The sequence below is a fragment of the Marinicella gelatinilytica genome (assembly GCF_026410405.1).
GTDB classification, from domain to species: Bacteria; Pseudomonadota; Gammaproteobacteria; order Xanthomonadales; family Marinicellaceae; genus Marinicella; species Marinicella gelatinilytica.
In genome coordinates this window covers 12639-27128 of sequence record NZ_JAPMLN010000006.1, presented here as the reverse complement: position 1 = coordinate 27128, position 14490 = coordinate 12639, and the positions used below count along the sequence as shown (strand labels likewise).

Genomic DNA, 14490 nt, shown 5'->3' with positions numbered 1-14490 from the left:
TTGTTTAGAAACCTGTCAAATTCTCAGCGGCCAAAATTTACACACAGGTCTTTGATATGATTGAAGCAGACTCTGCTGTTACTTATCGTGGTTTATTGCGCTATGTAAAACCCTATCGTTTGGTTTTCTTTTTGGCTTTGCTCGGTGCTGTCATTGATGCTGCCATGAAGGCTTTATTTTTGTGGATGTTATCACCCATATTAGAACAGGGATTTAACAACCAGGATCCCCAGTGGGTTTTTTGGATACCGTTTTTTGTGATTGGCATATTTTTTATACGCAGTATTGGTAATTTTATGTCAGCATACGGTTTTACCTGGGTAGGGCGACAAATCATCAATGATCTGCGGCAACAAATTTTTGCTCAATATTTACGATTGCCCCAATCATTTTATGACCGTCACACCACTGGTGGTTTATTATCTCGCTTAATTTATGATATTGAGCAAATGGCCAATGGTGTTTCCAAAAATTTCGTTATCATCATTCGAGAATTTCTCTCCATTGTTTTTTATTTGTTAGTAATGTTTTATTATTCTTGGACCTTGGCGCTGGTGGCCTTTGTGGTGTTTCCGTTGATTGGTGCTGTGGTTTATCTGATTAATAAACGCTTTCGGCGAATAGGACATGGTATTCAAGATTCCGTGTCTGATCTATCAAGTACCGCAGAAGAAGTTATACGAGGTCATAAAATTGTAAAAATATTTCATGGCGAAGACCAGGAGCAGGCCAAGTTTAAACATAATTTAAAGACCAATCGTCAGTTACAGGTTAAAATTGCTGCCACCAAAGAGGTGTTATCAACCATAACCTTAATGTCGGTGGCTGTGGCTTTGGCCGTTATCATGTATATTGCCGCTAAAACCGGCATGCCGGCAGCGGACTTTATGTCATTTATGTCAACCATGCTGGTGTTATTGCCAACCGTTAAAAACCTATCCACTGTTTTTGCCACCATTCAAACCACCATGGCGGCTGCCGATAGTGTACAGCAAATTGTGAGCGCTAAACCGGAACAGGACAAGGGCATTGAACAACTATCCAGTAAGCAGATTGATATCAAATTTAAAGACGTTACTTTTGCATATAACCATGAAGCCACGGCTCTAGAAAATATTAATTTACATATAAAGCCGGGTGATAAAGTGGCATTTGTGGGTGCTTCCGGCGGCGGTAAAACCAGTTTGGTTAATTTGGTACCTCGATTTTATGAAGTGAGTTCGGGCAAACTTTTAATTAATAACCAACCTGTTGAGCACTTCACATTAGCCAGTTTACGTGACCACTTAGCGGTGGTGTCACAAGAAATTATTTTATTTAATGACACTGTCAAAAATAACATTGCATACGGCGCTTTACGAAATCATTCTGATGAGGACATTGTTGAAGCTGCGCGCAAAGCCCACGCGCTAGAATTTATTCAACAATTACCCCAGGGCTTTAACACTGTTTTAGGTGAAAATGGTACCGGTTTATCCGGCGGGCAACGACAGCGCATCGCCATTGCCAGAGCCATACTGAAAAATGCCCCCTTGTTGATTTTAGATGAAGCCACCTCTGCCTTAGACACCGAGTCGGAACAGGCCATTCAAAAGGCACTTAAAACAGTCATGCAAGATAAAACCACATTAATTATTGCGCATCGTTTATCGACCATTGAAGATGTGGATTACGTGGTGGTTTTAGACCAAGGACATATTGTGCAGCAAGGCAGTCATGAATCTTTAAGTCAGCAAACCGGACCCTATCGGCAATTACTTGACAGTCAACAACTACAACAATAACAATACCGTGAAACATAAGGAAGAACAATGGAATCAGCGCTGGTACAGTCATCGGACACCGGCTGTATATTACCGATTTTTGGCGGCAATTTTTGCATCACTTAGTGGTTTTCGACGGTGGCTCTATCGGTTAAAGATTCTGAAAACCCATGAGTTTAAGGTACCGGTTATCGTGGTAGGTAATATCACTGTTGGTGGTGGTGGAAAGACACCTATGGTTATTTACTTAGCAGAATTGTTGAAAGCCAAAGGTCTTCGTGTGGGTATAGTTTCACGCGGTTATGGCGGTAAACGTAAAGTGGAACCGATGTTGGTAACACCGGGCGCCGACCCTGCGGCCAGTGGTGATGAGCCGCTACTGATGGCCAAAACCCTGAATATTCCGGTTATGGTGGCCAAAAGTCGTAGCCAAGCTGTTAAGACTTTAATCAGTCAACATCATGTAAATGTGGTGTTATCTGATGATGGCTTGCAACATTATGCCATGGCGCGCGATGCTGAAATTGTTATGCTTGATGCTGATCGTCAACTGGGTAATGAGAGATTGATACCCGCCGGACCTTTAAGAGAAAAACCTGAACGCCTTAAACAAGTGGATTTGGTGATTTATAAAGATGAAGTTGCTGATGGTTTATTCTATCAACATCAAATTGATTGTATTTACCAGCTCAATAGGCCCAAAACCACCCGCAGCATTGAATCTTTGCGCAGCCAAAAAATAATCGCCATGGCCGGTATTGCCAATCCAGAAGGTTTTTTTAAAATGTTGTCTGGTCAGGGTTTGGCAGTGGTTAAGCAGCCTAAAGCTGATCACCATGTTTTTATCGACGCTGATTTTAGTGATCAATATAAAACCCTGATAACAGAAAAAGATGCGGTGAAATGTTCATTAATTAATCACCCTGATGTGTGGGTGGTTAAAACCACAATTAAACCTTCTGCAAAAACCGCTGATGCCATTAATGCGTTATTAAATCGGGTGTTGTTATGAAACCATTTGAGTTTGTTATATGTATCCCGGCCCGCTACCAATCTAGTCGTTTGCCCGGTAAGCCCTTGATTAAGTTAAAAGGTAAAGAGCTCATTCTTAGAGCGGTTGAATCTGCCCATCGGTTGGGTGCTAAAGAAGTGACTGTGGCCACCGATGATGCGCGTATTTTTGATTGTGTAAAGACCGCAGGGTACGATGTGGTAATGACTGCTGAAAATCACTTAACAGGTACTGATCGAATCGCAGAGTGTGCGGCCATAAAAAACTGGTCTTCGGATACCTGGGTGCTCAATTATCAAGGCGATGAGCCGAATATACCTCGAGACAATGTGCAACAAGTTTTGGATTTAATACAGCAATCGCCAGAGGCTGCCATCGGTACTTTATATCAGCCAATTACAAATTTAGATACTTTGTTTGATCCTAATGTGGTTAAAGTGGTGACCAATGACCGACATCAGGCTTTGTATTTTAGTCGCGCACCCATCCCTTGGTCTCAGCAACACTTTAATCAGCAGGCCAAGCGTCTGCCAGAAAACGTGTCATTCAAAAGACACATAGGTTTATATGTTTATAAAGTTGCATTCTTACATCAATTTAGTCGCTTAAAACCAGCTGCAATTGAACAATGTGAATCTTTAGAACAATTACGGGCTTTGGCTGCCGGTGAGCAAATCGTGGTGGCACGGGCCGTGTGCGATATGCCACATGGCATCGATACGGCTGATGATGTTATGCGCTTTGAACAAGATAAAACGCAGCGTTAATAATTATCACTCTGAAGTCTTGTATAATGGGCATCTAAACCCTAAAATTTATTTCTTAATTTCTTGACCAAAACCACCATGCTATCAACCCGAAAAATACGATCACGATTTCTTGATTACTTTAAAAGCCACGATCATAAAGTGGTGAAAAGCAGCTCATTGATTCCTGCCAATGATCCGACTCTGTTGTTTGTTAATGCCGGTATGGTGCAGTTTAAAGATGTTTTTTTAGGTGCTGAAAAAAGAGATTATGTGCGCGCCGTAAGTTCCCAACGTTGCGTGCGAGCGGGCGGCAAGCATAATGACCTTGATCAGGTTGGTTATACTGCTCGACACCATACTTTTTTTGAAATGTTGGGTAACTTTAGTTTTGGTGATTACTTTAAGCGCAAAGCCATTGAGCTGAGTTGGGATTTTCTAACCAATGATCTCAATTTGCCGGAAGAAAAACTGTTGGTAACGGTTTTTGAAGAGGATGACGAAGCTGAACAAATATGGCATGAAGTCATTGGACTGCCCATGGATCGGATTTTAAGAATTGGTGCCAAAGATAATTTTTGGCAAATGGGCGACACCGGTCCTTGTGGGCCCTGTACCGAAATATTCTATGATCATGGTTCGGATGTGCCAGGCGGACCTCCGGGTTCACCGGAAGAAGACGGCGATCGCTTTATTGAGATTTGGAACCTGGTTTTTATGCAGTTTGATCGTCAGGCAGACGGAGAATTGGTGCCATTACCGAAGCCCAGTGTTGACACCGGCATGGGGTTAGAGCGAATTGCCGCTATTTTGCAAGGCAAACACAGTAATTATGACATTGATTTATTTCAAAACTTAATCAAGGCTGCAGCCAAGCTAACCGATTGTGATGATTTAACAAACCCATCATTAAAGGTGATTGCTGACCATATCAGAACCTGTGCTTTTTTAATTGCTGATGGTGTTTTGCCTTCCAATGAAGGTCGTGGCTATGTATTGCGTCGAATTATTCGTCGAGCCGCACGACATGGTCATAAATTAGGTGCTGAAAATCTATTTTTCTATCGTATGGTACAACCTTTAATCGGTGAGATGGGTGAAGATTATCCGGAGTTACCAGATAATCAGCATTTGATTGAAAAACAATTAAAAAAGGAAGAGCAACAGTTTGCAGAAACGCTGGGTACCGGCATGCAAGAGTTTTCAAAAGCCACTGCAGATTTAGCACCTGATGAGTCGGTGTCCGGCGAACTCGCCTTTAAGCTCTATGATACCTTTGGATTTCCATTGGATTTAACAGAGGATTTAGCCCGAGAGTACAACCGTTCAGTTGACGTGGTGGGTTTTAATCGGTGTATGGAAGCACAGAAAAAAAGATCACGCTCACATAAGCAGTTTAAGCAACAACATCAAATCCCAGCTGATTTAATTCAGACGCTTTCGGCGACGCAATTCAGTGGCTATGATCGTTACCAGGACAGCGGTGAAATTGAGCTCTTGACAGATGAGTCCGGGCAGCAATGTGATTATTTAGCGGCCGGTGAAAAAGGTTGGGTGGTTCTAAATCGAACCCCTTTTTATGCAGAGTCAGGTGGACAAGTTGGTGATATTGGATTGCTTATGGCCGATGTTGGTAAGGCGCGTGTGACCGATACTCAAAAAGCAGCCGGTCAATATCATATTCACGCTGTGGAGGTTATGGCAGGGGGCTTGAAACAAGGATTGATTGTACAAACCCAAGTCGATCAAAGCCATCGGCAACAAGTTATTTTAAACCATTCCGCAACACATTTATTACATAAAGTATTGCGTGCTGAATTGGGTGAGCATGTACAACAGAAAGGGTCTTTAGTTAATGCCGACAAATTACGATTTGATTTTTCTCATGATGAGGCTTTAACTCAGCAGCAACTTTTTCGTGTCGAACGATTGGTTAATCAAGCGATTCGTGATAATTTGCCGGCACAAGAACAACATATGGCCTATGATGATGCCATTAATTACGGCGCCGTTGCTTTATTTGGAGAAAAATATGGTGAACATGTCCGGGTGATGGATTTTGGTGGTTATTCCGTAGAACTATGCGGCGGTACCCACGTTAAAGCCACCGGTGATATCGGCTTGTTTAAAATCACATTAGAAACAGCGGTGGCTTCGGGTGTTAGGCGCATCGAAGCGGTGACTGGTGAAACTGCCTTGGCATGGATTCAAAAGCAGCAACAAGCGGTTCAAAACATTGCACGACTGATTAAGTCAAAACCGGAGAATATTGTTGGCCAAGTTGAAAGCTTGGTTTTGCATAATAAAGAGTTGCAGCAAACAATTTCACAAATTCAAAAAAGCCAGACCGGCGATACGGTTAGTGATGCATTACAACATGCTCGACAAATTGGAGATATGTGGTTGCTGACTCAAGTATTTGAGTCTGGCGATGTCAGTGCTTTACGGGATGGCATAGATGGTTTTAAAAGCCAACATGAGCGGGGAGTGGTTATTTTTGCACAGTTGGATGAAGATAAGGTTCAGTTGATGGTCGGGGTGACAAAAAGTTTAACCAAAGAATATCGGGCCGGTGACTTAGTTAAAGCCATATTAAGTCATATAGGTGGTCGTGGTGGTGGACGTCCTGACTTTGCTCAAGGTGGCGGTCAAGCAGACCTGAAAACCATCGAGCAAGCCATTCAAAAAGTGGTTAAAGAGCAATTCAAGGAAAACTAACTTAGCTGATTAAAAATAAAATTCAAATAGGGCTTCAAATTAGACGCCAAATATTGTCTAATCAGTAACCTAAAAATTATAACAATATTATTTTGGACAGGTACTTCCCGAGAGTACTTAAATAACGTTAAACGGAGAAAAAAATGTTAATTTTAACCAGAAGAGTTGGTGAAACCTTAATGATTGGGGATGACGTCACAGTGACGGTATTAGGTATTAAGGGTAATCAAGTTCGCATTGGAATTAATGCCCCGAAGGAAATCGCGGTACACCGCGAAGAAATATATGAGCGCATTAAAAATGAGCAGCTTAACCAAGACACGGAACAACCGGTTGGGGAGGACGTCGATACCGATTCCTATGATGATGGTATTGGCAATCAATAACTCTATAAAATTCGGTTGCATTTAAGTCAAATATGACTAAAATAGCCGCCTTAACTTTATAAGCCTGTTTCGGCTTATTTAATTAAAATCGGAAGGTGAGCCGAGCGGCTGACTAAAATGACGGGATCATTTTAGCCCCGCGAAGCGGACCCGAAGGGTGAAGGGCAGGATGCCCGGAATCAGGCGTCTCCCATTGGGGAGCGCACAAAGAATAATGTTTCCCGCCGGAATGATGGTGGGTTATTAAGAAAACGGAGAGTTGGCCGAGCGGCTGACTAAAATGACGGGATCATTTTAGCCCCGCGAAGCGGACCCGAAGGGTGAAGGGCAGGATGCCCGGAATCAGGCGTCTCCCATTGGGGAGCGCACAAAGAACAATGTTACCCGCCGGAATGATGGTGGGCAATAAAGAAAACGGAGAGTTGGCCGAGCGGCTGAAGGCGCTCCCCTGCTAAGGGAGTATGGGTTTTATAGCCCATCGAGGGTTCGAATCCCTCACTCTCCGCCATTTTATAAAAGCCCCTCGAAGCGGGGATTTTATAAAATATTGGACAGTGAAGCATGAAAGCCTGAGGGTTCGAAAAATACGCCGGGAGCGTATTTTCACCGACGAAGGCGCCGCGAAGCGGGCAAAACAGGAAGTTTTGAGTCATCCCTCACTCTCCGCCATTTTATCAAGTCATATCACTATGATTGGATAAAATAATGTGTGTTTTTTATGTTTGCTGTTGACTTCGATGTTAAAAACAAACATAATTCGCAGCCCAATGCGCGCCCGTAGCTCAGTTGGATTAGAGTACCTGGCTACGAACCAGGCGGTCGGAGGTTCGAATCCTTCCGGGCGCGCCATTTTTTTAGCATTTTGAATGGATTTAAAGTGTTAAGCCTTGAAATAAAGGCGATAAAACTTATTTTATGATTGAACTTGCTGGTTTGAGGTATTAAAATTCGCCAGCTTGATGAAATGAGTGAGATAAGACCAGTCGGGGTATAGCGCAGCCTGGTAGCGCAACTGCTTTGGGAGCAGTGGGTCGGGAGTTCGAATCTCTCTACCCCGACCATTTTATAGTAAACTGCAATGCGCCCGTAGCTCAACTGGATAGAGCATCGCCCTTCTAAGGCGAGGGTTGCAGGTTCGAGTCCTGCCGGGCGCGCCAGGCAGGCATTAGATATGGTGACCGTAGTTCAGTTGGTAGAGCGCCAGATTGTGATTCTGGTTGTCGTGGGTTCGAGCCCCATCGGTCACCCCATTCATTCTTTTCATCCCGATAAAAACATTGCGAGAGTGGCGGAATTGGTAGACGCGCTGGTTTTAGGTACCAGTATCTTATGATGTGAGAGTTCGAGTCTCTCCTTTCGCACCAAATTTATAGATAAACTCTGGAGTTATAATGCAAATCTCAATAGATCAAGCAGAAGGTTTGGAACGTACGGTAAATATTGAATTAGCAGCCGCAGACATTCAATCAAAAGTCGATGAAAAAATCACCGAATTGGGTAAAGAAGTTCGTATAAAAGGATTTCGTCAAGGTCGAGTACCAAAAAAGATTTTGGTGCAACGATTTGGACAGCATGCACGTCAAGAAGTGCTTGGCGAATTAATGCAAAACTCCATTGAGAAAGCCATTACTGACAATGAGCTTGAGTTGGCAGCCGCTCCTGAAGTCACAAAAACAAATGACGCCGATGATGGTGGTTTCGCTTTTGAAGCGAAAGTTGAGTTGATGCCACAAGTGCCTGAAATTGATTTTGCTAACACAGAAGTTGAAAAAGATTTGGTTGAAATTACCGAATCAGATGTCAATGACATGATTGTTAATTTACAAAAACAAAAGCAAGATTGGAAAGACAGCAAGGGTAAAATTGCCAATGGCGATTTAGTAACTTTAGATTTTAAAGCCAGTAATAAGGATTTAACTTTTCCTAAGAAAGATACTGAACACATGGGTATTTTAATGGGAGAAAGTAAAATACCAGATGCCTTGAAAAAGGCCTTAACTGGTATGAAAGTAAAAGAAGAAGGCTCTTTAGAAATAACTTTTGATGATCAATTCAATGTTGATGAGTTGGCTGGTCAAAAAGTAAACTTTGAGTTTACAATTAAAGAAGTCAAAAAAGCCAAGCTGCCTGAAGTAGATGAAGCATTTGTTAAATCATTTGGTATCGAAAGTGGCGACCCTGAACAACTAAAGAAAGACATTGAGAATAATCTTAAACGCGAATTGAGTCAAACAGTCAATAATCATTTTAAACAAAAAGCTTTGCAAGCATTGCGGGCACATTGTGCTGATATGCCATTGCCTGAATCGATGGTTCTGCGAGAGAGTCAATACATGGCACAACAAGATCAGCAACGTGCCAAGCAAATGGGACGCGATGATGCGCCTCTAAAGGATTCATCTGAATACACGGCCGCCGCCAAAGAAAGAATTTTGAACAGCCTTATTATTCAAGACATTGCAAAAAAACAAGACATCAAAACCGACTTCACCAAAGTGAGAGAGCAAATTAATGAAATTGCTCAAACCTTTGAACAACCTCAAGAAGTTATTCAAATGTATTATCAAAACCAGGATTTGATGGCCAGTGTTGAACAAAACGTAATCGAAGCACAAGTTATGGAGTGGATCGAATCTGAAGTTAAGATTAAGAATAACAAAAAAAGCTTTGATGACGTCATGAAACCGAAAGTAAGCGAATGAATAATCAACGCATAGAAGAAGCCATGCAATTGGTGCCAATGGTCATAGAGCGCACTGCGCGCGGTGAACGGTCCTACGATATCTATTCAAGGCTTTTAAAAGAGCGCATTATATTTTTAGTGGGTCAGATCGAAGACCATATGGCGAATTTAGTGGTGGCACAATTGCTGTTTTTGGAGGCTGAAAATCCGGACAAAGACATTAACCTATACATTAATAGCCCCGGTGGTGTGATTACTTCAGGTATGTCAATTTATGACACCATGCAGTTTATTAAACCGGATATCAGTACCATGTGTATTGGTCAAGCTGCCAGTATGGGGGCTTTTTTATTAAATGCCGGTACAGCAGGTAAGCGTTTTGCTTTGCCTAACTCTCGGGTCATGATCCATCAGCCATTAGGTGGCTTTCAAGGTCAAGCTTCTGACATCGATATTCATGCCAGAGAAGTGCTGAAAGTGAAGCAAAAAATGAATGAAATTATGGCCAAACATTCCGGTCAAGATATCGAAAAAATCGAAAAAGACACAGACCGCGATAACTTCCTCAGTGCGGAAGAAGCCAAAGAGTATGGTTTGGTCGATCATGTGGTTAGCCACCGTAAATAATTCCATTTAATATGGACTGATGGCACTAGCCATCAGTCCATATTCTTATCATCTTAATTCTTATCCTTAACAAAGCCTAAATCAGCAATGCTAATCAGCTTGAAAGTTTACGGCTTACCCTCATATACAAATCGTGCCCAGCTTTTTATATTTAAGGTAGGCAGCCAACAACAATTTTTGTATGATAACAGTGATAAAACAACCCAATAATGCCCATGAGTGAAGATAAGCGACTAGAAGAAATTAAACACTGCAGCTTTTGCGGTAAAAGCCAACAGGAAGTGACGAAGCTGATAGCCGGCCCCAGCGTATTTATCTGTGATGAATGCGTTGATTTGTGTAATGAGATTATTCGTGATGAAATGGAGGATATTCTGAGTGAGGGCGGTGAAGATTTACCAACCCCGAAAAGAATTCATGAATTACTTGATGAATATGTGATTGGTCAAGAAACCGCGAAGAAAGTGTTGGCTGTGGCTGTATATAACCATTATAAGCGGGTTCGCTCAATGGTTGACAGTGATGATGTTGAGCTGGCGAAATCTAACATTTTGTTGGTTGGTCCTACCGGTTCAGGTAAAACATTATTGGCTGAAACCTTAGCCAGAATATTAAATGTGCCTTTTACCATTGCCGATGCCACCACTTTAACTGAAGCCGGCTATGTGGGTGAAGATGTCGAAAATATCATACAAAAGCTACTACAGAATTGTGATTACGATGTGGAAAAAGCTGAAACGGGCATTATTTATATTGACGAAATCGATAAAGTATCGCGTAAATCAGAAAATCCTTCCATAACCCGAGATGTATCGGGAGAAGGCGTTCAACAGGCTTTATTAAAACTCATTGAAGGTACAGTGGCTTCAATACCGCCACAAGGCGGGCGTAAACATCCGCAACAAGAGTTTTTACAGGTTAACACCAAAAACATCTTATTTATTTGCGGTGGGGCATTTTCCGGTCTTGAAAAGATTATCCAAGAGCGTTCAGTTAAAACCGGTATTGGTTTTTCCGCCCATGTGGCTTCAGCCAAAGATCAAGAAAAAGAATTGGCGATGTTCAAAGATTTAGAGGCCGATGATTTGGTGCAATACGGATTAATTCCGGAATTTGTCGGCCGATTACCGGTTTTAGCCACTTTAGAACTTTTGGATGAAGCGGCTTTGATTCGTATTTTACAAGAACCCAAAAACGCCTTGTCAAAACAATTCATGCGGCTTTTTGATATGGACAATGTTGAGCTGGAAATAAGAGAAGATGCCTTAAACGCCATTGCCAAACTCGCCATGAAAAGGAAAACAGGCGCTCGTGGCTTACGAACCATTATGGAAAAGGCTTTACTGAACATTATGTACGAATTACCAGATTTGGACAATGTTGAAAAGGTCGTTATCGATCGGGCTGTCATTGAAGAAGGTAAGGAGCCTTACCTTGTATATGGCGCCATTTCTAATGAGATGAAAGAAAAATAAATATGACAAAATTACAAACTAAATATTCCGTTTTGCCGTTACGTGATGTGGTGGTGTTTCCAGGCATGGTCGTGCCCTTATTTGTGGGGCGAGATAAATCCATCGAAGCCTTAAAAAATGCCATGGATCAAAATCAACCGGTTATTTTAGTGGCTCAGAAAGATTCTGAATTAGATGACCCTGCTGTAAAAGATATTTACAGTGTCGGCACTCTATCAGCCATTTTACAAATGGTTAAATTACAGGACAATACTTATAAGGTATTAATTGAAGGGCAAACCAAAGTTAATTTAGATGAGCTTACTGATGATGGTTTTTTCAAAGCCGATTACAGTCTTATTAAAGCCCAGACAAATTTAGACAGTGATGAAGAAAAGGTTTTTTTGAAAACCCTTAAAGACCGTTTTAAAGAATATCAGGGTAAACATAAAAAAATATCTGCTGAAGTGTTGCGTAATGTGCTTAGCATAGATGATTTAGGGGCTTTAGCAGACACCATTTCTGCGCACTTAATGATTGAACATCAGCAAAAACAAAAATTATTGGAAATTAATGAAATAGACGAATTGGTTACGACATTATTATCCATCATTGAAGCCGAATTGGATTTGTTAATGATGGAAAAGAAAATTCGTGGACGCGTTAAAGGACAAATTGAAAAGAACCAGCGTGAGTATTATCTAAACGAACAAATAAAAGCCATTAAAAAAGAACTCACAGATATTGATGAGTCGCATTCTGAATATGCTGATTTAGAGCAAAAGATTAAAGACACACCATTACCTGAGCAAGCTAAAAACAAAGTAGATGCGGAATTTAAGAAATTACAAATGATGCCTGCTATGTCAGCTGAAGCCACAGTGGTCAGAAACTATTTAGAAACCATCCTTGGCTTGCCTTGGGAAAAGCGCAGCGACCTCAAACTGGATTTGGATTTTGCCCAAAAGGTATTGGATGAAAACCATTATGGCTTAGATGAAATTAAGGAACGTATTTTAGAATATTTAGCGGTGCAACAACGCACCCCAAAGATGAAAGGCGCCATTTTATGTCTTGTTGGTCCACCCGGTGTTGGTAAAACCTCCTTAGGTCATTCCATCGCTAAAGCCACAAACCGTAGCTTTACTCGATTTTCTTTGGGTGGTGTCTCCGATGAATCTGAAATTCGTGGTCATCGTAGAACCTATATTGGTTCTATGCCCGGACGTGTTATTCAAAACATCACCAAAGCCGGAACCTGTAATCCGGTTATGGTGCTCGATGAATTGGATAAAATGTCCCGTGATTTTCGTGGTGATCCGGCATCAGCCTTATTGGAAGTCTTAGATCCTGAGCAAAACAGCCATTTTTCAGATCATTACTTGGAAGTTGACTTTGATTTGTCTGAAGTTATGTTCATTGCCACAGCAAACTCTTTGAACATTCCGGCACCTTTGCGTGATCGCATGGAAATTATTCGCATACCCGGCTATATGGAAGAAGAAAAAGTAGCCATTGCGGAAAAGTACTTAATCAGTAAGCAATTAAAGGCCCACGGTCTGAAAAAATCAGAAGTCAAAATTTCTAAAGCGGCCATCAAAAATATTGTTCGCTATTACACCCGGGAAGCCGGGGTTCGAAATTTAGAACGCGAAATCGCTAAAATCGCCAGAAAATCCGTGAAACAGATATTAACTGATAAAAACCTGACCTCCATTAAGGTATCGGTGAAAAATCTGGCAGATTATTTAGGTGTTCAGAAATTTAATTTTGGTGTGGCCGAGAAAAGTGACGAAGTCGGTACAGTCACCGGGCTGGCCTGGACTGAGGTTGGCGGTGATTTGTTACAAATTGAAGCATCAGTCTATCCGGGTCGTGGTAAATTAACTCACACCGGACATTTAGGTGATGTCATGAAAGAATCCATTCAAGCGGCTTTGTCTGTGGTTAAATCACGGGCCCAGTTGTTTGGCATATCACCGGATATATTTAAAACAAATGACATTCATATTCATGTACCTGAGGGGGCCACACCTAAAGATGGTCCCAGTGCCGGTATCGGCATGTGTACAGCTTTGGTATCAGCGCTTAGCCAGAATCCGGTGAAAGCCACTGTGGCTATGACCGGTGAGATTACCTTAAGAGGTCGCGTGTTGGCCATAGGTGGTTTGAAAGAGAAACTGTTGGCCGCTTTACGCGGTGGTATAAAAACTGTCATCATACCTAAAGAAAATGAGAAGAATTTGACCGAACTACCTGAGGCATTACGTTCTCAATTGAACATCATTCCGGTTAAATGGATTGATGAAGTGTTAACGTTGGCTTTGGCTGACAAAATAAAACACATTAAATCAGACGATGATTCTGATAAAACGGTTCATGTTCCCAGTAAGAGACATGGCTTAAGTGAAGAAAATCATCACTAAATCGATGACTTTAAGATTGACTGTGATATGATGTATCGCACTCATAAGAGGGTCAAATAATCGTCAAACTTAAGAAAAACGAAAATCCTCATATTTGTACCAATTTTTAAAAAATAGTGATGGCTTTATGGTCAATACTTGGTATAAAATGCGCGATTCTTGGCGGTTAAGTCAACATTTAAATATTGTAATTCGAAGGAGATAAACAATGAAAAAACAAGATTTTATTAAAGCTGTTGCTGAGCAAGCAGACGTGTCTCAAGCAACTGCTGGTGATTGTTTTGATGCGGTAGTCGATACCATCACAAACGCACTTAAAAAAGGCGATAAATTAACTTTTGTAGGCTTCGGTACATTCTCAGTAAAAGAACGTGCTGCCCGTCAAGGACGTAATCCACGTACCGGTGAAACCATTCAAATTAAAGCGGCTAAAATTCCATCATTTAAGGCTGGTAAAGCACTTAAAGATGCAGTAAACTAACGCTCCCTGAATCGGGTGCTTAGCTCAGTTGGGAGAGCATCGCCCTTACAAGGCGAGGGTCGGGGGTTCAAGCCCCTCAGCACCCACCAGATTCGGAGTGGTAGTTCAGTTGGTTAGAATACCGGCCTGTCACGCCGGTGGTCGCGGGTTCGAGTCCCGTCCACTCCGCCATATGAAAGAAGGGTGTCAATTGA

10 protein-coding genes and 8 tRNA genes are annotated in these 14490 nt (G+C 41.8%); all 18 read left to right on the top strand.

What is annotated here, in order from left to right; all coding sequences use genetic code 11:
• The first annotated feature begins 56 nt into the window (after positions 1 to 56).
• The 18 genes from msbA to OS173_RS05150 all read left to right on the top strand — a co-directional run bounded on the left by msbA (position 57) and on the right by OS173_RS05150 (position 14467).
• The gene (msbA, locus tag OS173_RS05235; RefSeq protein ID WP_267183217.1) at positions 57 to 1784 is read left to right on the top strand and encodes a lipid A export permease/ATP-binding protein MsbA; all 1728 of its coding nucleotides are present in this window, start codon (positions 57 to 59) and stop codon (positions 1782 to 1784) included.
• A gap of 7 nt (positions 1785 to 1791) precedes the next feature.
• Positions 1792 to 2775, top strand: a complete 984-nt coding sequence (gene lpxK / locus OS173_RS05230) for a tetraacyldisaccharide 4'-kinase (RefSeq protein ID WP_267183216.1) — start codon at positions 1792 to 1794, stop codon at positions 2773 to 2775.
• Positions 2772 to 3542: a 3-deoxy-manno-octulosonate cytidylyltransferase gene (gene kdsB / locus OS173_RS05225; protein WP_267183215.1), complete on the top strand. Its 771-nt coding sequence runs from the start codon at positions 2772 to 2774 to the stop codon at positions 3540 to 3542. The genes lpxK and kdsB overlap by 4 nt, the downstream gene beginning before the upstream one ends.
• Before the next feature lie 63 nt (positions 3543 to 3605).
• Positions 3606 to 6239 (top strand): alanine--tRNA ligase, encoded by a 2634-nt coding sequence (gene alaS / locus OS173_RS05220; protein WP_456085698.1) that lies wholly within the window; start codon positions 3606 to 3608, stop codon positions 6237 to 6239.
• Between the two features lie 143 nt (positions 6240 to 6382).
• Positions 6383 to 6625, top strand: coding sequence for a carbon storage regulator CsrA (gene csrA / locus OS173_RS05215; RefSeq protein ID WP_267183213.1), 243 nt, complete (start codon positions 6383 to 6385; stop codon positions 6623 to 6625).
• A 416-nt stretch (positions 6626 to 7041) separates the two neighbouring features.
• A tRNA-Ser gene (locus OS173_RS05210) sits at positions 7042 to 7133 on the top strand.
• A 263-nt stretch (positions 7134 to 7396) separates the two neighbouring features.
• Positions 7397 to 7474, top strand: a tRNA-Arg gene (locus OS173_RS05205).
• A 135-nt stretch (positions 7475 to 7609) separates the two neighbouring features.
• Positions 7610 to 7686, top strand: a tRNA-Pro gene (locus OS173_RS05200).
• A gap of 19 nt (positions 7687 to 7705) precedes the next feature.
• Positions 7706 to 7782: transfer RNA gene (locus tag OS173_RS05195), tRNA-Arg, on the top strand.
• A 17-nt stretch (positions 7783 to 7799) separates the two neighbouring features.
• Positions 7800 to 7875 (top strand) — tRNA-His (locus OS173_RS05190).
• Positions 7876 to 7904: 29 nt separating this feature from the next.
• Positions 7905 to 7989 (top strand) — tRNA-Leu (locus OS173_RS05185).
• Between the two features lie 27 nt (positions 7990 to 8016).
• Positions 8017 to 9327 (top strand): trigger factor, encoded by a 1311-nt coding sequence (gene tig / locus OS173_RS05180; RefSeq protein WP_267183212.1) that lies wholly within the window; start codon positions 8017 to 8019, stop codon positions 9325 to 9327.
• The gene (clpP, locus tag OS173_RS05175; protein ID WP_267183211.1) at positions 9324 to 9935 is read left to right on the top strand and encodes an ATP-dependent Clp endopeptidase proteolytic subunit ClpP; all 612 of its coding nucleotides are present in this window, start codon (positions 9324 to 9326) and stop codon (positions 9933 to 9935) included. The genes tig and clpP overlap by 4 nt, the downstream gene beginning before the upstream one ends.
• Positions 9936 to 10150: 215 nt before the next feature.
• Positions 10151 to 11410, top strand: a complete 1260-nt coding sequence (clpX, locus tag OS173_RS05170; RefSeq protein WP_267183210.1) for an ATP-dependent Clp protease ATP-binding subunit ClpX — start codon at positions 10151 to 10153, stop codon at positions 11408 to 11410.
• A 2-nt stretch (positions 11411 to 11412) separates the two neighbouring features.
• On the top strand, positions 11413 to 13815 hold the full coding sequence (lon, locus tag OS173_RS05165; RefSeq protein WP_267183209.1) for an endopeptidase La: 2403 nt from the start codon (positions 11413 to 11415) through the stop codon (positions 13813 to 13815).
• Between the two features lie 208 nt (positions 13816 to 14023).
• Positions 14024 to 14296 (top strand): HU family DNA-binding protein, encoded by a 273-nt coding sequence (locus tag OS173_RS05160; protein ID WP_267183208.1) that lies wholly within the window; start codon positions 14024 to 14026, stop codon positions 14294 to 14296.
• Positions 14297 to 14309: 13 nt separating this feature from the next.
• Positions 14310 to 14385 (top strand) — tRNA-Val (locus OS173_RS05155).
• Between the two features lie 5 nt (positions 14386 to 14390).
• A tRNA-Asp gene (locus OS173_RS05150) sits at positions 14391 to 14467 on the top strand.
• Positions 14468 to 14490: the final 23 nt, after the last annotated feature.

What these genes read in the sequence shown, in the direction of transcription:
- OS173_RS05160 (WP_267183208.1), top strand. Translation starts at nt 14,024, where the DNA reads ATGAAAAAACAAGATTTTATTAAAGCTGTTGCTGAGCAAGCAGACGTG.
- kdsB (WP_267183215.1), top strand. Translation starts at nt 2,772, where the DNA reads ATGAAACCATTTGAGTTTGTTATATGTATCCCGGCCCGCTACCAATCT.
- tig (WP_267183212.1), top strand. Translation starts at nt 8,017, where the DNA reads ATGCAAATCTCAATAGATCAAGCAGAAGGTTTGGAACGTACGGTAAAT.
- clpP (WP_267183211.1), top strand. Translation starts at nt 9,324, where the DNA reads ATGAATAATCAACGCATAGAAGAAGCCATGCAATTGGTGCCAATGGTC.
- clpX (WP_267183210.1), top strand. Translation starts at nt 10,151, where the DNA reads ATGAGTGAAGATAAGCGACTAGAAGAAATTAAACACTGCAGCTTTTGC.
- msbA (WP_267183217.1), top strand. Translation starts at nt 57, where the DNA reads ATGATTGAAGCAGACTCTGCTGTTACTTATCGTGGTTTATTGCGCTAT.
- csrA (WP_267183213.1), top strand. Translation starts at nt 6,383, where the DNA reads ATGTTAATTTTAACCAGAAGAGTTGGTGAAACCTTAATGATTGGGGAT.
- lon (WP_267183209.1), top strand. Translation starts at nt 11,413, where the DNA reads ATGACAAAATTACAAACTAAATATTCCGTTTTGCCGTTACGTGATGTG.